Source organism: Streptomyces sp. NRRL B-1140 (assembly GCF_001280065.1).
GTDB lineage: Bacteria > Actinomycetota > Actinomycetes > Streptomycetales > Streptomycetaceae > Streptomyces.
Map to the genome: position 1 here is coordinate 1 of NZ_LGEA01000105.1, position 21,675 is coordinate 21,675.

Annotated in this window: 20 protein-coding genes; 6 read left to right on the forward strand and 14 right to left on the reverse strand. The window is 74.6% G+C overall.

The window, feature by feature from the left end; all coding sequences use genetic code 11:
• Both ADK65_RS23990 and ADK65_RS23995 read left to right on the forward strand, forming a co-directional pair.
• The coding region (locus ADK65_RS23990; RefSeq protein WP_420709068.1) for an alkaline phosphatase D family protein at positions 1–1,224 on the forward strand (1,224 nt) is incomplete at its 5' end.
• A gap of 148 nt (positions 1,225–1,372) precedes the next feature.
• Positions 1,373–2,740, forward strand: coding sequence for a carbohydrate-binding protein (locus ADK65_RS23995; RefSeq protein WP_053672441.1), 1,368 nt, complete (start codon positions 1,373–1,375; stop codon positions 2,738–2,740).
• Between the two features lie 61 nt (positions 2,741–2,801).
• Here ADK65_RS23995 and ADK65_RS24000 read toward each other — a convergent pair whose 3' ends face one another.
• The 6 genes from ADK65_RS24000 to ADK65_RS24025 all read right to left on the reverse strand — a co-directional run bounded on the left by ADK65_RS24000 (position 2,802) and on the right by ADK65_RS24025 (position 8,436).
• Positions 2,802–3,860: a serine hydrolase domain-containing protein gene (locus ADK65_RS24000; protein WP_053672534.1), complete on the reverse strand. Its 1,059-nt coding sequence runs from the start codon at positions 3,858–3,860 to the stop codon at positions 2,802–2,804.
• Between the two features lie 178 nt (positions 3,861–4,038).
• The gene (locus tag ADK65_RS24005) at positions 4,039–4,953 is read right to left on the reverse strand and encodes a DUF6895 family protein (protein WP_053672442.1); all 915 of its coding nucleotides are present in this window, start codon (positions 4,951–4,953) and stop codon (positions 4,039–4,041) included.
• Positions 4,950–5,912, reverse strand: a complete 963-nt coding sequence (locus ADK65_RS24010; protein ID WP_107092373.1) for a DUF6895 family protein — start codon at positions 5,910–5,912, stop codon at positions 4,950–4,952. The genes ADK65_RS24005 and ADK65_RS24010 overlap by 4 nt, the downstream gene beginning before the upstream one ends.
• Entirely contained in the window at positions 5,909–6,604 is a 696-nt protein-coding gene (locus ADK65_RS24015; RefSeq protein WP_053672444.1) for a hypothetical protein, read from the reverse strand. Before ADK65_RS24015 ends, ADK65_RS24010 begins: the two co-directional genes overlap by 4 nt.
• A gap of 20 nt (positions 6,605–6,624) precedes the next feature.
• Positions 6,625–6,813, reverse strand: coding sequence for a hypothetical protein (locus tag ADK65_RS24020; protein ID WP_053672445.1), 189 nt, complete (start codon positions 6,811–6,813; stop codon positions 6,625–6,627).
• Between the two features lie 150 nt (positions 6,814–6,963).
• Positions 6,964–8,436: an aminotransferase class I/II-fold pyridoxal phosphate-dependent enzyme gene (locus ADK65_RS24025; protein WP_053672446.1), complete on the reverse strand. Its 1,473-nt coding sequence runs from the start codon at positions 8,434–8,436 to the stop codon at positions 6,964–6,966.
• 329 nt (positions 8,437–8,765) lie between these two features.
• Between ADK65_RS24025 and ADK65_RS24030 the strand changes: the two genes are divergently transcribed.
• The 4 genes from ADK65_RS24030 (at position 8,766) to ADK65_RS24045 (ending at position 12,808) form a co-directional block, all read left to right on the forward strand.
• Positions 8,766–9,944 (forward strand): amidohydrolase, encoded by a 1,179-nt coding sequence (locus ADK65_RS24030; RefSeq protein ID WP_053672447.1) that lies wholly within the window; start codon positions 8,766–8,768, stop codon positions 9,942–9,944.
• A 63-nt stretch (positions 9,945–10,007) separates the two neighbouring features.
• Positions 10,008–10,541 carry a DoxX family protein gene (locus ADK65_RS24035; RefSeq protein ID WP_053672448.1) on the forward strand — a complete coding sequence of 178 codons (534 nt, stop codon included), beginning with the start codon at positions 10,008–10,010 and terminating at the stop codon, positions 10,539–10,541.
• Positions 10,542–10,617: 76 nt separating this feature from the next.
• The gene (locus ADK65_RS24040) at positions 10,618–11,181 is read left to right on the forward strand and encodes a hemerythrin domain-containing protein (protein WP_053672449.1); all 564 of its coding nucleotides are present in this window, start codon (positions 10,618–10,620) and stop codon (positions 11,179–11,181) included.
• A 340-nt stretch (positions 11,182–11,521) separates the two neighbouring features.
• A complete protein-coding gene (locus ADK65_RS24045) occupies positions 11,522–12,808 on the forward strand; it encodes an MFS transporter (protein ID WP_267889750.1) in 1,287 nt (428 codons plus the stop codon).
• A 94-nt stretch (positions 12,809–12,902) separates the two neighbouring features.
• Here the strand turns inward: ADK65_RS24045 and rfaE2 are convergent, their stop codons facing one another.
• From rfaE2 to ADK65_RS24085, 8 genes are all read right to left on the reverse strand, one after another.
• Positions 12,903–14,297 (reverse strand): D-glycero-beta-D-manno-heptose 1-phosphate adenylyltransferase, encoded by a 1,395-nt coding sequence (gene rfaE2 / locus ADK65_RS24050; RefSeq protein WP_053672451.1) that lies wholly within the window; start codon positions 14,295–14,297, stop codon positions 12,903–12,905.
• A complete protein-coding gene (locus tag ADK65_RS24055) occupies positions 14,294–14,929 on the reverse strand; it encodes a D-sedoheptulose-7-phosphate isomerase (protein ID WP_053672536.1) in 636 nt (211 codons plus the stop codon). Before ADK65_RS24055 ends, rfaE2 begins: the two co-directional genes overlap by 4 nt.
• Before the next feature lie 75 nt (positions 14,930–15,004).
• Complete coding sequence (locus ADK65_RS24060) at positions 15,005–16,282, reverse strand: glycosyltransferase (protein WP_078956111.1); 1,278 nt, start codon at positions 16,280–16,282, stop codon at positions 15,005–15,007.
• Positions 16,279–17,244: a glycosyltransferase gene (locus ADK65_RS24065; protein WP_053672452.1), complete on the reverse strand. Its 966-nt coding sequence runs from the start codon at positions 17,242–17,244 to the stop codon at positions 16,279–16,281. Before ADK65_RS24065 ends, ADK65_RS24060 begins: the two co-directional genes overlap by 4 nt.
• A complete protein-coding gene (locus ADK65_RS24070) occupies positions 17,241–18,302 on the reverse strand; it encodes a glycosyltransferase family 9 protein (RefSeq protein WP_053672453.1) in 1,062 nt (353 codons plus the stop codon). Before ADK65_RS24070 ends, ADK65_RS24065 begins: the two co-directional genes overlap by 4 nt.
• The gene (locus tag ADK65_RS24075) at positions 18,299–18,907 is read right to left on the reverse strand and encodes a D-glycero-alpha-D-manno-heptose-1,7-bisphosphate 7-phosphatase (RefSeq protein WP_053672454.1); all 609 of its coding nucleotides are present in this window, start codon (positions 18,905–18,907) and stop codon (positions 18,299–18,301) included. The genes ADK65_RS24070 and ADK65_RS24075 overlap by 4 nt, the downstream gene beginning before the upstream one ends.
• A complete protein-coding gene (locus tag ADK65_RS24080; protein WP_053672455.1) occupies positions 18,904–19,977 on the reverse strand; it encodes a glycosyltransferase family 2 protein in 1,074 nt (357 codons plus the stop codon). The genes ADK65_RS24075 and ADK65_RS24080 overlap by 4 nt, the downstream gene beginning before the upstream one ends.
• Positions 19,974–21,650: a carbamoyltransferase gene (locus tag ADK65_RS24085; RefSeq protein WP_053672456.1), complete on the reverse strand. Its 1,677-nt coding sequence runs from the start codon at positions 21,648–21,650 to the stop codon at positions 19,974–19,976. The genes ADK65_RS24080 and ADK65_RS24085 overlap by 4 nt, the downstream gene beginning before the upstream one ends.
• Positions 21,651–21,675: the final 25 nt, after the last annotated feature.

The following is a 21,675-nucleotide window of genomic DNA, read 5'->3' on the forward strand; positions in this document are numbered from 1 at the left end:
GTACTGGCGGGGGCGGGGGGGCGTCAACCGGGCGCGGGACGCGCACGCCCGCCGGCGGGGGAAGCGGGTCTCGGGGGGCGGAGGCGACTGCGCGGGGGCCGGCGGCGGGGGCCCCCCGGGGGGGCCACCCGGGGCTCGTTGAAGCAGTGGGCGCGGGGGGGGACCACGACGACGTCCTCCTTCCCCCTAAGCCGGGAGGGGGTGAAAAAAGAGCCCCCGGTGCCCCCCCCGGGGGGGCCCCGCCGCTACACCGACCGCAAACTGCCCGACGTGTTCAACCGCGAGACGACCACCCTGGCGGACTACCGGCTGCGCTACGCGCTCTACAAGAGCGACCCGGACCTGCTCGCCGCGCACGCCCGGCACCCGTTCCTCGTCACCTGGGACGACCACGAGACGGAGAACAACTACGCGGGCGACCACGACGAGAGCGGCAGTACCCAGGAGCAGTTCCTGGTGCGGCGCGCCGCCGCCTACCGGGCCTACTGGGAGCACCAGCCGCTGCGTGCCGAGCAGTTGCCGCAGGGCCCCGATGCCCGGTTGTACCGCCGGCTGGCGTGGGGTTCCCTCGCCCAGTTCGACATCCTCGACACCCGCCAGTACCGCTCGGACCAGGCCTACGGCGACCGGCCGCACGCGCCGGGCAGCGAGTCGGACGATCCGGCCCGCACGCTCACGGGTGCCGCCCAGGAACGGTGGCTCCTGGACGGCTGGCGCGACTCCGGCGCGCTGTGGAACGTGATGCCCCAGCAGGTGTGCTTCTCCCAGCGCAAGTTCGACCTGACCGAACCGGCCCGGGTCTCCATGGACGCCTGGGACGGCTACCGGGCCTCCCGCGACCGGGTCATGGCGGGCGCGAAAGCCGCGGGCATCGACAACTGGATGGTCCTCACGGGCGATGTCCACGTCGGCTACGCCTTCGACATCAAGGACGACTTCGACGACCCGCAGTCCAGGACGCTGGGCACGGAGTTCACGTGCACCTCCGTCGCCAGCGGCGGGAACGGAACCAGCAAGCCGGACAACTGGGACACGTACATGAAGGCCAACCCCCACATGAAGTACTACGACGGCCGACGCGGCTACGTCCGGGTCGAGCTGGGCCGTGAGAACGCCCAGGTCGACTTCCGGACCGTCTCGGCCGTCAACACGCCCGGGGGCACCGTCTCGACGACCGCCTCCTTCGCCACGGAGGTGGGTTCACCCGGCTTGAAGCCCGCGTGACACGCCGGGTGTCCGCAGTACTGCACATGGCGCCCCTCAGCACGCCACAGCACGAGACGGAGCACCCCCGGGACATCACTCCGGGCCGCTCCGGCAAGGCACATGCCCACGCCGGCAGGTTCACCGCGATCGAAGGAGACACATCGACATGGCCCACAGACATGCCGTGCCCGGCCGCCGGGCGGCCCTGACCGCACTCGGCGCGCTCCTCGCCACCGGGTTCCCCTCCGCCGTGGCGGCCGATCCGGCACCCCCCGCGGGTCCGTTGCCCTCGACCGCCCAGACCCTCGGCGCCGACCGGCCGTCGGCGGCGCTGCTGCGGGCCCTAGAGCGGGACCTCGCACTGACCCGGGCTCAGGCCGCCCGGCGGCTGATCAACGAGGCGGAGGCCGGTACCCGGGCAGGACTGCTGCGCAACGCGCTGGGGAACCGTTTCGCGGGGGCCTGGCTGCGCGGCGCGACCTCACAGGAGCTCGTGGTGGCGACCACCAAGGCCGCGGACGTGCCCGCCATCAAGGCGCAGGGCGCCACAGCGGCCGTCGTGAAGAAGCCGCTGCGCGACCTGGTGGCCGCGAAGCGGAAGCTGGACGGGGCGGCGGCCCGCGTCGGCACCCGCGACACGCCCCTGTGGTACGTCGACGTCCCCACGAACCGGGTCACCGTGGAGGCTCGGACCAAGGCCGCGGCCGCCGCGTTCATCAAGGCGGCGGGCCTCGAGGCCGAGGGCGTAGCCGTCAAGGTGACGGCGATCCGGCCACGCCTCCTGGCGGACATCACCGGCGGCGACGCCTACTACATCAACGACGCCGCCCGGTGTTCGGTCGGCTTCTCCGTCACGAAGGGCACGCAGCAGGGTTTCGCCTCGGCGGGCCACTGCGGCATGAAGGGCGACACGACGACCGGCTTCGACAGGACGGCGCAGGGCACCTTCCAGGCCTCCACCTTCCCCGGCAAGGACATGTCGTGGGTCGCCGTCAACGACCGGTGGAGCACGACCGCGAACGTCAGGGCCGAGGGCGACCAGAAGGTGCAGATCACCGGGTCGGTCCAGGCGCTCGTCGGGGCCGCCGTCTGCCGCTCCGGTTCCACCACCGGGTGGCACTGCGGCAGCATCCAGCAGCACGACACCAGCGTCAGCTACGCCCAGGGCAGGGTGGACGGGCTGACCCGGACGACGGTGTGCGCCGAGCCGGGCGACTCCGGCGGGCCCTTCGTCGCGGGCGTCCAGGCACAGGGTGTGACCTCCGGCGGTACGGGTGACTGCAGCAGCGGGGGAACCACGTTCTACCAGCCGATCAATGCGCTGCTCAGCGACTTCGGCCTCACCCTGAAGACCGCCGCCGTCCCGTCGGCGCCTCCGCAGGGCAACGTCACGCAGGCGTGGGCCGCGGGGCGTGTCTACGAAGCCGGGGCCACCGTGCTGCACGCCGGGGTGCGCTACCGGTGCCTGCAGACCCACCAGGCGCAGGGGGCCTGGGCGCCCACCCGTACACCGGCCCTGTGGCTGCGGGTGTGACGAGACGTCAGGACTGTCCGGCGCCGGCGTGGAACGTACCGCCCGCGCCGGGTGGGGCCCGCTACTCCTGTGCCAGCAGCGCGTACGCGGTGGCCAGGAACGGGTCGTGGGCGCGGAACCGGCGGGTGCACACCGCGGCCAGAGCCGTGCCGGTGTCGGCGCGAAATCCCAGGAACGCCTGGTGGCCGAGGGTCGCGCCGCTGTGGAAGTACATCGGTCCGCCCCCTGTCGGGTGACGGAACCAGGCGATGGTGTGGACATGCCGGTGCCCGATGCCCCTGCGCAGCACGGGGCGGCGCACTGCCCGCAGAGCGGGGGCGAGGTGCGGTGACACGCCTGCCGGGTCCAGATGGGCCTCGAGGAAGGTGAGCAGGTCGCTCGGCGTGGCCCGTACGGCACCCGCTGCCTGGAAGCCGCCCGCGTCGAAGGCCGGCACGGGTGACACGCCGTTCCTTGCGTGCCCGGGGGCGTCGGGACCGGAGCCGTCCGCGCGCAGGGTCGTGCCGTCCAGACCGAGAGGGCGCAGGATCCGCCGGGTGAGCAGGTCCTCCCAGGGGGTGGAGGTCGCGGCGGCGAGTGCGTGTCCGAGTACGGCGACGCCGAAGTTGGAGTAGCGCCACCGGGTGCCGGGGCGGTGGCGCGGCCGGTGGCGCAGGAAGGCGTCGACGACCCGGTCCGGTGGGAAGCGGGCGTACGGGTTGCTGGTCCAGGCGGGCAGGCCCCGCAGGAAGAACCCGGCCGGCAGGGCGGGCAGTCCGGAGGTGTGCGTGATCAGGTGGGCGAGCGTCACCGGGTGCGCACCGGCCGGCCGCTCCCCGTCCAGGAGGGCGGCGGCCGGTTCGCCACCGGTCAGCTCGCCGCTGTCGATCAGCCGGGCCAGCAGCAGCCCGGTGAAGGTCTTCGTCGCCGAGCCGATCTCGTAGCGCAGGTTCTCGCTGTCGAGCGGCGGGGCCGGGGCGGTGCCGCCGCTCACGACGCTGCGGCGCCCGTGCCGGGAGAGGGCGAACACCACTTGCGGGGCGTCGGACGCGGTGACGGCGCCGGCGAGCCGCTCGAGGACCGGGCCGTCATCGGGGGGAGATTCCGACGGAGACACGCGCGGGGCGGGCCCCGCGGTCATGAGCGCGGCCCGCACGTGCCGGGGCTCCGCCGACGGCATGTCACAAGGGGCGGCGGCCCGGTCCGCGGGCGTGCCGCGGACCGGGCCATCGGTGGCCGGCGCGTGGCGTACGGCCGGCGACTCCTCCGCCGCGGACTCGGTGTCGTCGAGCGGTCCACCCGGCCATGCCGACGGGACGTCACGCCTGCGCCAGCAGGGACATGGACCGGGAAGTGGCCAGCACGGAGGCGTAGGCGGCGACCAGGGTGGGATGGTAGACGATGTCGAACACCTCGTCCGGCGGGCCCTCGGGCATCGTGCGCAGGGCGGGCATGGCGCCGTCGGGCTGCTGAGCCCTGGCGAAGCCTTCCCACGCCCGCTCGTCCAGGGTCGGACGGGGCAGGCAGGCGTCGACCACCAGCAGTTCGCCGAGCAGGTCCCAGCGTTCCAGGTCCAGCCAGTCGTCGATCCAGACCGGCAGCCAGGTCGCGAGGTAGTCGGCGGTGGCGGGCGGCAGGCCGTCCGGCCTCTCCCCCCAGTCGGTCAGGTGGAACACGTTGTGTGTGACGTCGTAGGCGATGTGCCCCTCCACCGTCCAGGGTTCGGGGGCGCGGGCCAGCCAGGTCGTGTCCCTCACCTCGGACTCAGGCGGCCGGGGCCGCAGGCCGAACCGGCGCTGGAACGCCGACAGGCCCAGCCGCCGGGTGGGGGTCGCCTCGAAAGCCGCCCAGCTGTCGATCCGGTGGTTCAGGGCGGCTGCCCGCTCCACCTCCGGCTGGCTGTAGCCGAGTTCCTTGAAGGGCAGGTACACCTCGAAGGGGATGGGGGAGATGGGCTCCGTGAGCTGACCGCGCACCAGCATGCGGCCGCCGTCCAGTGTCTCGCGCCAGGCGTGGTCGATGAGTTGCCTGGCCAGCTGCGCCTGGCGCGACCCGGCGACGCCCTCACGGAACAGCACCTTGCAGATCATGGCCAGTTCGCCGATGGGTTTGAAGCGCTCCAGGAAGCCGATCTCGGGGTCGACGTCGGGTTCCAGCTCGAAGCCGTCACGGTGGGCCCACAGCCATTCCAGGGCGCCCACTCCGACGTTGTGGATCAAGCGGGTGTCGGTCATCCCAGCACTCCTTGTCCGCCGGGCGGGTGGGGTGGGGCCGCCCCGGCTCCGTCGCCGAGCCGCCCCAGGGTCAGGGTCGCCGCGAAGGCCGCCATGAGGGTGGGGTGGTAGTGGGAGAGGAAGTCCGGGCTGCCGTCGTGGTCCGCACCGCCTCCCTGCTCCGGGACCGCGCCAAGGGGGTGTTGCACCGCCGCGACGCGCTCCCAGGCGTCGTCGAGGACGGCGGGTTCGGGCAGCAGGGGCAGGCTCGCCGCCACGGCCAGCAGCTCGCAGCCGAGGTCCCACATCCCGGCGTCCAGGCAGGTGTCGAGCCAGGGGGGCAGCCAGTCGGCCAGGTAGTCGGCGAGGTCGGTTGGGAGGTACCCGGGTCCGGCACGTCCCCAGTCGGTGAGGTGGAAGACCACGTGGGTGAGGGAGTAGCCGGAGGACTGCTCGAAGGTCCAGGGCTCGGGCAGCCCGGCCAGCCAGGTGCGCCGCAGCGCCTGCGGCATCGCGTCGGACTGCCGGATGCCGCTGCGGCTCTCGGCGTTCAGGACGCCGAGCCGCCGGGTGGGTTCCTGCTCGGTGAGCTGCCAGCTGCGGGTGCGGGCCACCGTGGCGGCGGCCTCCTCGTAGCCTGCGTGCCGCAGGCCCGCCGCGGCCATGGCGGCGTACACCTCCAGGGGGTAGGTGGCGAAGGGCTCCAGCCGATGCAGGCGCAGGAAGAGCTCGCCCCGGCCGGTCTCCTGCCATGCGAACGCCATCAGGCCGGCCGCGCGTGCGTGGAGCGGATCCGGCGGCGCGGTGTGCCGGCACACGGTCGCGCACACCTGCGCCAGTTCCCCGAGGGGCTTCCAGCTGCGGTTGACCTGTCCGTCGGCGGCCAGTGCGTCCTCGCCCAGCGCGAACCGCTCGCGGTGCGCCGACACCCATGCCAGCGCGCCCTCGGCCACCTGCCGTGCCCCCCGCGCGTCCCTCACACGAACGCTCCCGTCCGCGTCAGCCGTGCCGCGCTCACCTGCAGAGACACGAGCGGGTCCTGACCGCCCATCAGCTCCACGAAGTCCAGGCCGTTGTCGAGTCCCAGCGTCTGCGGTACGCCGTCCAGCAGGGTGAGCCAGCGTGCGGCGCCGGCCGCCTGCCGCCAGTCCCTGCGGCGTACCGCGCGCACGAAGCCCCGGGCGACGTCGACCGGACGCCTCCGTGCCGCGCGGATCACCGCGCAGTCCTCCCCCGGTAGGGCGAGGGGGGCCAGCACCGCGAGCTGGTGTGTCAGGTGTTGCCAGGTCGCGCCCTCGAGCCAGGCGGCGTCGGGCTCCTCGTGCGAGGCGTCGGCGTGGCCCGGGTCGAGGCGCCGCAGCGTGTGCCGCATGGCCCAGTGGCTCCACCGGACGGTGGGCGCGGCGTCGGGTCCGGGCGGGTAGGCCTCCACGGCCTTGCGGAATACGGCGAGTTCGTCGGGCAGGGGCGGGGTGTGCAGGAGGGTGCTCGGCAGCAACGCGTCGGATCCCAGCACACGGACGGCCGCGAGGGCGAGGTCCTGCGCTTCCGCGTGCGACCGCTCGGGGGCGGCCGCACGCGTGTGGTCTCCGCTCCGAAGAGCGGAGACCACACCGGAAGCCAGGTCCTGCACCGCGCCCTGCAAGAGGGACGAAGTGCCTGACTGCTCCATCGTCTACTCCTGACGGTCCACTAGCCCTTCTTGGGGCGCGGGGTGGGCGGCGACAGAAGCAGGCCGAAACCACCCTTGAACAGCGCAAGTGCGGCGCACTCGCGGCTGTCGCGGTAGATGCCGTCGGTTTCTGCCGGGTCGAGCGCGGCTTCGATGTCGACGCTCCGGATGCCCGTCAGGTCCTTGGTGACCTTCTCCGTGGCAGTCATTGCACCATCTCCTTTGATGAAGTGGATGCTTTCCTCTCTAGTGCACCTGATGGGGACAAATCATGCCAACTGACGCAGAAGTTAATTTGTGTCACTTCTTCAACATCTCGCGCATGAGTTACCTGCCTTGTGGAAGTTGCCGCGGAGCCATCACGCCTGGTCAGCGCGGGACACGACCCGCAGGGTGCGCACGGAGGCATCGGCCGCGTCCGGGATCAGGACTCCGTGTTCGGCACCGCTGCGCAGGTAGTCCAGCACCGCGTCGGTGATGACCTCGCCGGGTGCCACCACGGGGACGCCAGGCGGGTAGGGGCTGATCGTCTCCGCGGCGATGCGGCCCGCCGCCCGTTCGGCGGGCACGTGTTCGACCGGGGCGAAGAACGCCGCCCGGGGCAGCATGGCCTGCTCCAGTTCCAGGGCCGAGGGCTCGGGCAGCCGGACCGGCGGACGGCGTTCGACGGAGTCCGCGTGCTCGACGAGGGCGCGCAGGGCGTCCAGGAGGACTTCCTCCGTCTCGTCGTCGTCCGCATGGGTGATGGAGGCGCTGATGCGGCAGCTGTCCGAGCCTCCGACGTCCACATGACGGTGGATGCGCAGCCACTCCACGGCCTGCATGCCGCTCAGGCCCAGCTTGCGGACGTCGATCACGATCTTCAGCGGGTCGAGGTCGGCGGCGAGCCCGTCCTCCACGATCTCCCGGCCCATGGGCCGCAGACCCGGCAGTTCGGCCACCGCCGCCCGGATGCGCTCCGCGCGGCGGATGGCCGCCTCCAGCAGTTCATGGCCCTGTTCGACCATCTGGCGACGCCAGCCGTCGAGCGTGGCGAAGACGAGGGAGGAGGCGCTGGTGGTGCCGAGCAGGTCCTCCCGCTGTGCGAGGGCCTCGGGCGACACGCGATCGTACTGGAGGTGGAAGACGGAGCTCTGCTCCACGGCCCCGCCCATCTTGTGCACGCTGGTCACCGTCAGGTCGGCCTCGGCGTCCATGCCCCAGGCGGGCAGGTCCGGGTGGAACGGCAGGTGGGCACCCCACGCCTCGTCGACGATGACGGGCACACCGAACTCGTGGCACACCCGCGCCACTCCCCTGATGTCGGCGCAGGAACCCCAGTCCGTGGGTGTGATCAGCAGCATGCCCTTGGCGTCCGGGTGCTCCCGCAGGCGACGACGGACGTCGTCCGGCTCGGGCGGGTGGGCAAGGTGGCGTTCGCCGTCGAACTTCGGGTGCACCCAGATCGGTTCGACGCCGTTGACGACGACGGCCGCGATGACGGACTTGTGGGCGTTGCGCGACAGCAGCAGTTTCTCACCGGGTCCGGCGGCGGCGAGCATGGCGGTCTTCACGGACAGGGAGCTGCCGCAGGTGGAGAAGAACGCGTGCTCGGCGCCGACCGCGTCGGCCATGAGTTCCTGAGCCCGGCTCAGCACGCCCTGTGACTGGCGCCGGTCGTCGAGCCCGTTGAGGGAGAGCACGTCGGAGCGGAACACGTCGAGGCCGACGATCTCCGCGACCCGGGGGTCGACTCCCCTGCCCTGCTTGTGCCCTGGCGGGCCGTAGGCGATGTCGCCGCGGCGCCGGAAGTCCTCCAGCGCCTCCAGGACGGGCACGCGCGAGTGATCCATGGTTCCTCCCGGGTCCGGCCCGCCCGAGCCGCCGCCGCGGCGTCCACGCTGTCGTGGCCCGGCGGGTACACCGACCGTGTTCACCCCGGGCCACGGACGAAACGCCGCGGGCGTCGCGGTGTGGTGCTGCCGAGGCGCCGCGGGCCCTGCGTGGGGTGCCCCTCCGCAGGGTCCTGCGCGGAGGTGTCACGGCGGCCGGGGGTGAAACCCGGCCGGGGGAGAAAGGCGCCGGGGGGGGAGCCCCGTCCGCCCCCAGCAGGCCGACATCCGGCGGGCGGCGAGAGCCGCCCAGGGACGACGCACACCGTGCGTGACGACGAGGAGCCCCCGTGAGCCGAACGCCCGAGGCCGTGCACCACTCCGTACGCGAGGAGGTGGCGGCACGGGCCGACGCGCTGTGGGACGTGGCCCGGCGCCTGCACGCCGACCCCGAGTACGCCTTCGCCGAGCACCGGGCGGCCGCCCTGCTCTCCGGTGAGCTGGAGCGCGCCGGTTTCGCCGTGGAGCGCGGGGTGGCGGGGATGCCGACGGCGTTCACCGCGCGCTCGGGGCGGGGCCGGCCCTCCGTGGCGCTGCCGATGGAGTACGACGCCCTGCCCGGACTCGGGCACGCCTGCGGTCACAACCTCATCGCGGCGGCCGGGCTGGGGGCCGCACTGGCCGTGGCGGCCGTCCTGCCGGAGCAGTCCGCGGGAACCGTGCTGGCGGTCGGCACGCCCGCCGAGGAGGGCGGCGGAGGCAAGGCCGTCGAGGTGGAGGCCGGGGTGTTCGACGACGTCGACGCGGCGCTGATGTTCCACCCGGGGGTGTACAGCTGGGTTCGCGCGCCGCTGACCGCGCAGGTGCAGTACCGGGTGGCCTTCCACGGCAGGGCCGCGCACCCGACGGGCAATCCGGCCGAGGGCGTCGACGCGCTGGCGGGGCTCGTGGAGCTGTTCAACGTGCTGGCCGTGCTGGGGCGCCGGCTGCCCGAGGGCTCGCACGTGCAGGGCATCGTCACGCACGGCGGTACGGCCACGAACATCGTCCCGGAGTACGCGGAGGGACTGTTCGGTCTGCGCGCGGCCACGACGGCCGCCCTGGAGGACCTGGCCGAGCGGCTGCGCGGGTGCGCCGACGGGGTGGCCCGGGCCACCGGCACCACCGTCGAGGTGGAGCGGGCCACGGTGCGCTACGAGCACTTCCGGGACAGCGAGGTGCTCTCCGAGCGGTTCGCCGCGCATCTCGCCCGGGCGGGGATCGAACTGTCGCCGCCCAGGCCCGGCGTGTACCTGGGGTCGTCCGACATCGGCAACGTCAGCACACGGGTGCCCGCCATCCACCCGTTCATCGCGATCACGGGCGAGGACCGCTCCGACCACACCCCGGAATTCGCCGAGGCGGCCGCCTCGCCCCGGGCCCGCGAGGTACTGATCGCGGCGACCACGGCCCTCGCGTGCACCGCCGCCGACGTCCTGCTGTCCGGGCAGCTGCGCGAGGCGGCGTGGGCGCGGCACCGGGCGGTGTGAGTGGTTCCGCTCCTGCTGGGGAACCCGGCGAGCGCTGTACCCACCGACTCTCTGGAGAGGGCCATGAGTCTGTTGCGTGTGCTCGGCCGCCCCATGCTGGCCTCGATGTTCCTCGCGGGCGGGATGAACTCCGTCCGCGACCCGAAGCAGGTCGCCGACGCCGCCGAGCCTGTCGTCCAACCGGTCACCGAGCGGGTGCCGGCCCTGCCGGACCGCACCGAGCAGGTCGTACGGCTCAGCGGTGCCGTACAGGTCGCCGCGGGGCTGATGCTCGCCACGGGGCGCGTGCCGCGCCCGGCGGCGCTCGCCATCGCCGCCACGCTGGTCCCGACCACCCTGGCGGGGCACCGCTTCTGGGAGGCCCAGGACCCCGAAGAGCGGGCAGAGCAGCGCATCCACTTCTTCAAGAACATGTCCATGCTCGGCGGACTGCTGATCGCCGCCGACGACACCGGCGCCCGCCCCTCGGTGGTGTGGCGCGGCACCCACGCCGCCCGGGGCCTGCGGCGCGACGCGGGCCTGGTGCGCCGCTCCGTCCGCGCCACCGCACGGCCCGCAACCGCGGTCGGGCGGGTCCGCGCCAAGCTCCCCGCCTGAGCCGCCCGCGCGGCACCGGCGGACCGCACGTTAAGCCCCCTGGGCCGGGGGGACCCGAGCGCTGGAGGTGAAGGAGATGGGACACGGAGGAAACGTCATCGACGAGCTGGTGACCGATCACCGCGAGGTCGAGGAGATGTTCGGCAGGATCGAGGCACTGCCGTCGGGCCACCAGGACCGCAAGAAGTACGCCGACCAGGTCACGATGGAGCTCGTACGGCACTCGGTGGCCGAGGAGGCCTACCTCTACCCCGCCGTACGCGAGCACGTGGCGGGCGGGGACGCCCTCGCCGATCAGGAACTGAAGGACCATGCCACGGCCGAGCAGATCATGAAGGATCTGGAGGGCTGTGACCCCGGCGACGCCGACTTCGACCGCCTGATGGGCATGCTGATGAGCGAGATCCGCTCGCACATCGCCGACGAGGAGGGCAACCTCTTCCCGCGGCTGCGGCAGGCCTGTCCGATGGACACGCTCAACGAGCTGGGCGACAAGGTACGCAAGGCCAAGAAGACCGCCCCGACCCGGCCCCACCCGGCGGCCCCCGACAAGCCGCCGGCCAACAGGCTCCTGGCTCCGGGCACCGGGATGGTGGACCGGCTGCGGGACGCCCTGAGCGGGCGGGGCAAGTCCGAGTAAGCCAGGTCACCTCTGTGAGCGGGGCTCGTCGCCCCAGGCGACGGGCCCCGCTTCCGTGTGCGCGTGATCGTCCGTCGCGTGGTCACCCCGTGTGATCAACCACACTGTGGCCTCAAGGCCCGTGCCGGGCGGGGCGTTTGGAGGACAGGAGGGCCTGGATCAAGGGCCGGTGGAACCGCTTGTCCGGTCTCCTCTGCCACGATGGGCGGCGCCGTACCCGTCGAGGGGATCCGCCGTGCAGTGCCGCCGGTGTGACGCGCTCCTCGTCGCCCTCCTCTGAGTCCTCCGACTCGTCTTCGAGTACCGCACTGTGCCTACCTTCACCTCCCCCTCCCCTGCCCTGCCCGCTTCCCGCTCGCCCTGGCGGTCGCTGCGGTACCGCAGCATGCGCTGGTGGTCCGTCGCGAACTTCGTGTCGAACGCCGGTACGTGGATGCAGCTCACGGTGCAGAACCTGCTGGTCCTGCAGATCACCGGATCCGCCGCCGCCACGGGCCTGTCCATGTCCGTGCAGGCCGCTCCGGCGTTGCTGATCAGCGTGCTCGGCGGGGCCGCCGTCGACCGGTGGCCCCGCAAGCTGACGGCGGCCGTCAGCCAGGCGGTGCTCGGCGCGATCGCGTTCACCACGGCCGTCCTCGTGGCGCTGGACCTCATCGACATGACGTCGCTGATGGTGCTGGCCGCCCTCACCGGTGTCGTCGCGACCGTGGACAACCCGGCGTGCGCGCTGCTGGGCAACGACCTCGTACCGGCGGAGGACGTGCCCTCGGCCATCGGGGTGGGGGCGCTGGTGCACCAGGCCGGCCGGCTGGTCGGGGCGGCCCTCGCCGGTGTGGCGGTCGGGTTCCTCGGCACCTCCGCCGCGTACTTCGGCAACGGGCTGTCGTTCCTGTTCGTGGCCTCGGTCATCCCCTTCCTGCGTCCGGCGGCCGGTGCGGGGCGGCAGGACGCCCCTGCTCCCGAGGACACCGCTCCAGGCCTGACCGTCCGGGAGGGGCTGGCCTACTTCGTACGGCGCCCGCGCCTGGTGGCGCTGGCGGGCGTGACCGGCATCAGCTCCGTGTTCGGCCGCAACTACGGGCTCACCCTGGCGGTGCTCGTCACCGGTCCGCTCGCGGGGGGTGCCGGTTCGTTCGGCACGGTGTCGACCGTGCTCGCCGTCGGCGGCATCCTCGGCGCCGTACTCGGCGCCCGGCTGCGCAAGCCGTCCGTGCGGCTCGTCGGCGCACTGGCGGCGGCGGGGGCGCTGCTGCAGGTGGTGGCGGGGCTCTCACCGTCGCTGGCGGTGCTGATCGCGCTGGTCCTGCCGATGGCCGTGGTGGAGTCCGTCTCCGACACCGCCGGCACGGCCGTTCTCCAGACCGATCCGCCCCCGCACCTGCGGGGACGGGTGCTGGGCGTGTGGGGCAGCATCGGCACGGTGTGGGGCCTGGGTGGCCCTCCCGCGCTGGGCCTCCTCATGGAACTGGCCGGACCGCGCGGCGCCCTCGTCACCGGCGGACTGCTCATCGCGGGCGCGATCGGGGCGGGCTCCCTGCTGCGCCGGCGCCGGGCCCCGGCAGCGGTGGTCCTGCGCAAGGAGGGGCACGACACTCCGGGCCGGCCGGTCCTGACCCCGGCGGCCTGAGCGGGCAGCGGCTCCGACGGCCCGAGCGGGCGCTCGTACCGGGGGGGCGGCCACTCGTGCGTGGTCCGCGCGGGTCCGCTCCCCCGGGTGTGCCTCACGACCGCAGCGCCGCCTCCGCCGCCCGCCGGGCCAGCAGGGTCGTGGAGCGGCCGTCGAGGTAGGGCAGGACCACCGCCTGCCCGCCCCAGGTGCGCAGCGCGCTCGCCTCGGGCAGGTCCTGGACGGAGTAGTCGCCGCCCTTGACCCAGACATCCGGCCGCAGCCGGGCCAGTACCGCTTCGGGTGTGTCCTCCTCGAAGACCACGACGGCGTCGACGCTGCCGAGCGCGGCGAGGACGCGGGCCCGGTCCGCCGCCGGGTTGAGCGGGCGTCCCGGCCCTTTGCGGCGCGTGACGGACGCGTCGGAGTTCAGGCACACGATGAGGCAGTCGCCGATGCGCCGGGCACTCTCCAGCAGCCCGACGTGACCGGCGTGTACCAGGTCGAAGCAGCCGCCGGTGGCGACGACGGTGCCGCCGCGTGCCCTGACCCGCTCGGCGAGCCCGAACGCGTCGGTCGCGGGCTCGTCGCCGTCGCCGGGCGGGGGCTCGGTCCGCCACAGACCGGGGTTGCCCGCGCCTCCCGCGGCGACGAACGCGGCCGCCTCGGCGACGGCCCGCTGCAGCGCCTCCTCGGGAAGCAGCCCGTCGGCCAGCGCGGCCGCCGCCGTGGCGGCGAAGCAGTCGCCCGCGCCACAGGGGTCACCGGCGGCCCGGTAGGGCACCGGGACCAGCATCGGGGTGCCGGGGCCCGGCCGGGCCAGCAGCACCCCGCGCTCGCCGAGGGTGACGGCCACTCCCGCGGCACGCCAGCGCTGGGCGAGCCGGGCCGCCCGCTCCGCGTGGGCGCCGAGCGAGGTCCCTCCCGATCCGGGGTGCAGGGCCCGTGCCTCCGCCGCGTTGGGGGTGACCAGGCGTGCCCCGGGCACGGGCGGGTCGCCCGTGGGGTGCGGGTCCCACACCAGGGGCGTGCGGCGGGCGGCCTCTTCCAGCAGCGGCCGCAGGGCGCCCGCGGTGTGCCGGCCGTAGTCGGAGACCAGGACGGCGTGCGCTTCGGCCAGCGCCTGCCGGACCGCGTCGTCGGGTTCGCCGGGGGTGCCGCCGCCCCGGTCGATGCGGACGACCGGCCGGCCGCCGGCGATGACGCGGGTCTTGACCGGCAGGGTGCCGTCCAAGGGGATCTCCAGAATCCTGACCCGGCCGCGCAGCCCGCGTCGTACCGCCTCACTGGCCTCGTCCTCGCCCAGCGCGCTCACCAGCACCACGTCCCGGCCGCCACGGGCGGCGAGGGCGGCGGCAAGGCCGGCTCCGCCGGGGTGGCGACGGTCGCCGGTGACGTCGACGACGGGCGCGGGGGCGTCCGGGGCGAGCCGGGTGGAGACGCCTTCGATGTCCTCGTCGAGGAGAACGTCCCCGACGACGACGAGGGGGTTCGGCCCGGTCCCGGTCATGGCGTACCCCTGTGTGTCAGGACCGCGCGCCGCTCGGGGGGCGTGGACACGGCCGTGTCGAAACACTCGCAGAGCAGGTGGACGGCGACGAGGTGGGTCTCCTGGACGTTGGCGGTGGTCTCCGCGTCGACGCACAGGGCCTCGTGGGCGGCTTCCGCCAGGGGATTCGGGCCGCGCCCGGTGAGCGCCCAGACGCGCAGTCCGGCCTGCCGGGCGGTCACGGCGGCGGCGATGAGGTTGCCGCTGCGCCCCGAGGTGGACAGCAGCAGCAGGACGTCGCCGGGGCGGCCGTGGGCGGTGACCTGACGGGCGTAGACGTGGTCGAAGCCGTAGTCGTTGCCGATCGCGGTCACGCTGGACGTCTCGGCGTGCAGGGCGAGCGCCGAGTAGGCGCGCCGTTCCCGGCGGTAGCGGCCGACCAGCTCGGCGGTGAGGTGCTGGGCCTGGGCGGCGCTGCCGCCGTTGCCCGCGGCGAGGAGCCGGCCGCCGCCGTCGAGGACGTCGGCGAGGCGGCCGCCCCAGTCCGCGATCCGGTCCAGGCCGTTCTCCCGGAATCGGCCCAGGGCCTCCTCCAGCGACCGGCAGTGCAGACGGGCGGCGTCGAGGCCGGGCCGTGCAGAAGATTCGCTCATGCGGATCGGGCGCACCGCCGTGCGGGGACGGCGGAGACCCACACCTCCTTCGGGCGGTGGGCGGGACCGGACGGCTCAGCCGGCGCCGGTGGCGGCGGGCTCGGTGTCGAGGACCTCGCAGTAGGCGGCCTCCGTCGCCGCGGCGACCTGGCCCCAGCCGTATCTGCTGAGCACCCGGCGGCGGCCGGCCGCCCCGCAGGCCGCGCGGGCCTGCGGATCGGCGAGCAGCCCGGCTACGGCCTCGGCCAGGGCCGCCGGGTCGTTCGGCGGCACCAGTCGTCCGGTGCCCGGGTCGGCGACGGTGTCGAGCTGCCCGCCGACCGCGCTGGCCACGACGGGCACGCCGCAGGCCATGGCCTCCAGCGGGACGATGCCGAAGGGTTCGTAGTCGGCGGGGCAGACCACCACGTCCGCGGAGCGCAGCAGTGCAGGCACCTCCTCGCTGGGAAGGGCGCCGGTGAAGCGGACGCGGTCGGCGACACCGGCGTCCCGGGCGATGTCGCGCAGCCGCCGCACCTCCGGGTCGCCGTCGAGCCGTCCGGCGGGCGGCCCGCCGACGACGACCAGCTCGGTGCCGGGCAACCGGGTCAGGGCGGCGACGGTCACGGCGGCGCCCTTGCGCGGCACGAGGCGGCCCACCTGCAGGATCCGGTGCGGGTACGGGCCGCGCGGCGCGACCGGGCCCTTGGGCGTGAACCGGTCGGTGTCCACACCGCACGGCACGATGCCGATCCGGTGCGGGGGGATGCCCATGCGGGCCAGTTCGTGGACCTCGTCGCGGCAGGTGGCGATGACGCGGTCGCAGTTCAGGCCGATCTCGATCTCGCCGGGGATCCGCTCCGGCGGGCTGGTGTCGGCGAGCCGCTGGTGCCGTCGCTTCACCGTGCCGAGGGCGTGGTACGTGTGCAGCAGGGGAAGGCCGTGCTCGCGGGTGGCGCGCAGCGCGGCCAGGCCCGACATCCAGTAGTGGGAGTGCACGAGGTCGGGCGCCCGGGTGCGCCAGCCGCGGGCGAGATGGCGGCCGAACTCGTCCATGTACGGCAGCAGCTCGTCCTTGGGGAGCGGCTCGGGCGGCCCGGCGGGTATGTGGTGCACCTCGACGCCGTCGCGCAGTTCCACCCGCCAGGGCAGGTCGGGCGCGTCGCGGCGGGTGTGGACGGTCACGCGGTGGCCGCGGTCGGCGAGGGCCCCCGCGAGGCAGGCGACGTGGACGTTCTGCCCTCCGGCGTCGGCCCCGCCGAGTGCGGCGAGGGGGCTCGCGTGCTCGGAGACGAGGGCGATCGCGAGGACGCCGGGGTCGAGCGGGCCGCGGCCGAGCGGTCCGGACGGGAAGGGGCTGAGGGACGGGGTCATGAGCACACCTCCGTGATCAGGCGCTCCCAGTCGGTCAGGAAGCGTTTGAGCCCGTAGCGTTCGAGGGCCGCCTGGCGGGCGCGGGCTCCGTCCGCGGTCGCGGCCTCGGGTTCGTGGAGGTAGCGGCGGGCCGCGCGGGCCAGGACGTCGGGGCGGGTGGTCAGCGTGCCGGCGCCGGGCGGGACCGCCTCGACCGCCTCGGTGGTGGCGAGCGCCAGCACGGGCATGCCGAGGTGCATCGCCTCCAGCAGGGACAGACCGAGGGAGGTCCAGCGCACGGGGTGCAGGTACATGCGGCGCTCGGCCAGTGCCGTGTGCAGCTCGCTCTGGGGCAGGTCGGCGGTGTGGCAGCGGTCCGGCGGCAGGCCGAGGTGTCGGGCCAGGCCTTCGGTGCCCATCCCGAACACGTCGAGCGGGACGGCCTCGGCGAGGGCGGGGAGCAGGTCGGTGCCGGTGTACCGGGCGCGCCGCACCGGTTCGTTGACGACGACGGCGGCGCGGGCGAGCCGGCCGCTGTAGCGGTGGCCCGGGTCGACGATGCCGTGCTCGATCACCTCGGTGCGGGTGCTGCCGGACTCCCAGAACAGCCGGTTGAAGTGGGTGACGTGCACAAGGGTCAGGTCGGCGCGGTCGGCGCACGGGTGCCGGGTGTCGGGCACGCCGCCGTCGGGCGCGTTGTGCTCGAGGTACACCGCGGGCACGTCCCGCCCGGGGCGGCGCCCCCCGAGCCAGCGTTCGGCCAGCACCGCCTCGTGCGGCCGCTGGAGGAGGACCAGGTCGACGGGTGTGCCGCCGAGTTCCGCGGGGGTGACCTCGCGGACCGAGACGGGCCAGGTGAAGGTTCTGGCCCGCCCGAGGCCGTCGGGGCCGCGGTCGGGGGTGACGGGGACGAGGTAGGTGTGCGGGCCCTGGACGAACGCGGTCGTCCAGGAACCGTGCACGTGCCACAGCAGGATGTTCATACGGCCGCTCCTCGCTCGGTCGGTTCTCCCCGGCCGGCCGGGTGGCCCGTGAGGGCCGCCACGGCGGCGAGCACCTCGTCGTCGCCGATGCCGTCGAGGCAGGGGTGTCCCGGCACCGGGCAGTGCCGGGCCCTGGTCTGCGCGCAGGCCGCGTGCCCGTCGCCGAGCAGGACGTGCGGTACTCCGTAGGGGGCCCACCGTTCGGCCGGCACGACCGGTGCGAAGAGGCTGACGACGGGTGTGCCCACGGCGGCGGCGAGATGCGCCGGGCCGGTGTTGCCGGCCACCACGGCCCGGGCTCCGGCCAGGACCCCGGCCAGGTGGGGCAGGTCGGTGGCGCCGCCGAGGTCCAGGGCGTGCCGCCCGGCGACCCGTGCGGTCAGTTCCCGCTCGGCGCGCCCGCCCGTGACGACCACCCGGTGCCCCGCGGCGGACAGGGCGGCCACGGCCCGTGCGGCCCGGCCCGGAGTCCAGGCCCGGGCGGGCACGGCCGCGCCGGGGTGGAGCACGACGTACGGCTCGGGGCCGGTGAGGTGGGCGGCGCTCGGCGGCGGCAGGACACGCAGCCGGCCGTCGTCGCCGGGCGGGAGCGCGAAACCCTCGGCGCGGGCCAGGTCGAGGGCGGCCAGGGCCTCGTGCCGCTGCGGCCGCCTGCGGTGCCGCCGGTCGAGGAGTGCACCCGGGTAGTCCTCGCAGTCGGCCGCGGTCCGTCCGATCCCGGCCAGTTTCAGTAGCAGGGCGGCCGGCAGTGGGCTCTGGTGGTACGACACCAGCACGAGCGCCCGGTCGAAGCGGCCCGCCGTGAGCGTCTCCATCAGCCGCCGGGTGTCCGCACGCGTCACCGGCGGCGGCTCCAGCCCGACCCAGGGGGCGTCGAAGGTCAGCACGTCGTCGACGCCGGGCAGCATCCGCCCGGCCGCCGCGCCCTGTGGTCCGCAGAGCAGCGCGGTGTACGAGGACCCGGCGGCGACCGCCCGTACGGCGGGCCCGGCGAGGAGTACGTCTCCGGCGCTGTCGAGACGGACCACGAGGGTGCGGGGAAGGCGGGAGAGGGTCATCGCGGCTCCCGGGCCGGGAGCCGCGAGCCGAGGACGAGACGTACGGCCGCCGGCAGGTCCGGTGCCGTGAGGCCGGCCGTCGCGGTCTCGCCCGCCCGCGTGACGGCCGTGGGGACCAGGACCCCCCGGGCACCGGCCGCCCGGGCCGCCTCCATGTCTGCTCCGATGTCGCCGATGACGGCGGTGTGTTCCGGTGGGACGGCGAGCCGCCGGCACGCGGCCAGGATCAGCCCGGGTGCCGGTTTGCGGCAGCCGCAGCCCTCCCCCGGCCCGTGCGGGCACACGGCCCACACGGCGAACGGCCCCAGCAGCTCCTCCACCCGCAGCCGTACGTTCTGCACGTCGCGGCGGGTCAGCAGGCCCCGGGCCACGCCCGACTGGTTGGTCACGACACCGACGGGCACCCCGGCGGCGCGCAGGGCGTCCACGGCCTCGCGGGCGCCCGGCATGAGCGTGACCCGCGACGGGTCCCCGTTGTAGGGCACGTCGGCGACGAGGGTGCCGTCGCGGTCGAAGAGCACGGCAGCGGGCCGGGAGCCGCCCGGGACGTGCGGGTGCCGGCGCACGTGCCCGGGGAGCAGCCAGGGGGCGAGAGGCGGCGTCATGACCGCAGCCGTTCCCGGGCGGCCGGGCGGGATGCGGGCGCCGGCTCACCGCTCCCGAACGGGGTGTACGGCAGGGCCTTGCGGTGCACGAGCCGCCCGCGCAGCCAGTGCCAGGTCGCGGCGGGGGGGATCAGGGCACTGGTCACCGCCATGGTGAGCACCTCGTCGCGGGTGCCCGGCCCGGGCAGCATGCGGGCGAGGGCGAACTCGGTGGTGCCGGCCAGCCAGGCTGCGGCGCAGGCCGCGGCGGCCCGGCGCCGTCCGAGCAGGGAGCAGCCGAGCGCCGCCACGCCCGCTCCGGTCACCGCCAGGTGCAGCGGCAGGCGCCCTCGGGGTGCTTCCGCCCGGCGCCACCAGTGGCGGCCGTGCAGCCGGGTCATCAGCACGTCGTCGGCGTTGCCTGCCTGGAGCCGGACGGAGGTCCAGCGCCCGGTCGGCCGTACGGGGTGGGTGGTGGTGCGCCGGCCGACGGTGAGCGTCCAGCCGGCGTCGAGCATGCGCAGGGCAAGATCGGCGTCCTCCCGGAAGGCCCGCCGGAAGCGCTCGTCGAATCCGCCCACGGCCGTCAGCGCGGCCCGGCGGTAGGCCAGGTCGGCGGTGATCCAGCGGGCGCCGGCGAGTCCGGCCGTGTTGCGTTCCCAGTCGGTGGGGCGCCGGCCTGCGGGCAGGGGCACCTCGATCCGGGCGGTGATCCCGGCGGTGCGCTCGGTCGCCGCTGCCAGGTCCAGGGTCAGGTCGTCGCCCCAGGTGGGCCCGGGGAGGACGTCGTCGTCGAGGAAGACGATCCAGGGCACGTCACCGGCGGCGCGCCAGCCGAGGTTGCGTGCGGCGGCGGGTCCGCGCGCGCCGCCGGGCACGACGACGGTGCGGGCGCGCAGGGAGGGCGGGATGTCCGCGGTGAGGAGGGTGCGGGCCGCGTCGGGCCGGTCGTCGACGAGGACCACCCGGACGGGACCCGGCCCGGTCGCCTCGGCGAGGGCGTGCAGGCAGGGGCCCAGGCTGGGCCGGCCGAGGGTCGGGATGACGACGGCGTACGCGGCGGCGGACGTGCGGGCCTCGGGTCGGCTCATCGGGGGCCTCCGGCGTCGCCGCTGCGGGAGTCGGTTCGGAAGAGGTCGCCGCGCCGGATCGCGTAGGGGCCGATGGCCAGCAGGTCGACGGGCGAGGAGCCGAAGCACTCCAGGGCGTCGCGCGGGTCGTCGACCATGGGCCGTCCGGCCGTGTTGAGGCTGGTGTTGACGACCACGGGCAGCCCGGTCAGCCGCTCGAACGCGGCGAGCATGCGCGCGACCAGGGGTTCGCCGTCCGGGTCGACGGTCTGGATGCGGGCGGTGCCGTCGACGTGCACGACCGCGGGGATGCGGTCCCGCCACGCGGGGGCCACGTCGTGCACGAACAGCATGTACGGGCTGGGCAGCGGGCCGTCGAAGAGGCCGGCCGCGCGGTCGGCGAGGACCATGGGGGCGACGGGCCGGAACTGTTCGCGGCCCTTGACGTCGTTGAGGCGCTCCAGGTTGCCCGCGTGCCCGGGGTGCGCCAGCAGGGAGCGGTGGCCGAGGGCCCGGGGGCCGTACTCGGAGCGGCCCTGGAACCAGGCGACGATCCCGTTGTCCGCCAGGGCGCGGGCCACGGTAGCGGCGATGTCCGGGGGCCGCTCGAAGGGTACTGCCGCGGTCTTCAGCCAGGCTCCCAGCTCGGCGTCGGACCACTCCCGTCCGAGGTCGGCACCGGTCATGGGCTCAGGTGTGTCGCCCTCGACGGCGGACAGCAGCAGGGCTCCGCCCAGGGCGGTGCCGGCGTCTCCCGCCGCGGGCTGCACCCAGACCCGGGCGAAGGGGCCCTCGCGGGCGATACGGGAGTTGGCGACGCAGTTGAGGGCGACGCCGCCGGCGAGGGTGAGCACCCGGTCGCGGGTCCGGCCGTGCAGCCAGCGCACCAGGTCGAGCAGGGTCTCCTCCAGTACGGCCTGGGCACTGGCGGCGACGTCGGCGTGGTCCTGTGTCCACGGCTCGTCGGGACCGCGGGGTGCGCACAGCTCGGGCCAGGGCACGCCGGTGGCGTGGAAGCCGCCGTCGCCGGTGGGGTGCACGTGGCGGCGCAGCTCGGTGAGCATGCGGGGCCTGCCGTGGGAGGCGAGGGCCATGACCTTGAACTCGTCGGAGGAGCGCAGGAAGCCGAGGTGCTCGGTGAGTTCCTCGTAGACCAGGCCGAGGGAGTGCGGCAGGTCCTGGGCGTGCAGTTGTTCAAGGCGGTCGCCCACGCGGCGCGCGGCCAGGTGGGAGGCGCGTTCGCCACGGCCGTCGAGGACGAGGACGGAGGAGTTGCCGGCGTCCGGTGCGGCGAAGGCGCTGGAGGCGGCGTGGGCCATGTGGTGCGGCACGAAGCGGACGACGGCGGGGTCGAGACCGGGCAGGGCTGTGCTCAGGAAACCGGGAGCCTCGCGCGCGTAGGTCAGCCGCAGGTGGTCCCAGGGGTCGTCCAGGCCCATGTCCACGGCCGGCCGGGCGAGTGCCGGATCGAAGGAGTAGGTGACGGCGTCGAGGTCCTGCGGGCGCAGTCCGGCCCGTTTAAGGCACCAGGCCGCGGCCCGCTCGGGCAGTTCCCAGGCGGAGAAGGGCAGGGGTCTCTTGCCGTGTTTGCGCCGGGAGAACCGCTCCTCCTCCGCGGCGGCGACGGTCCGTCCGTCGATCACCAGGGCGGCGGCGGGGTCGTGGAAGAGGGCGTTGATTCCGAGGATGCGCATGGGGAGGCGGGCCTTTCGGCGGTCG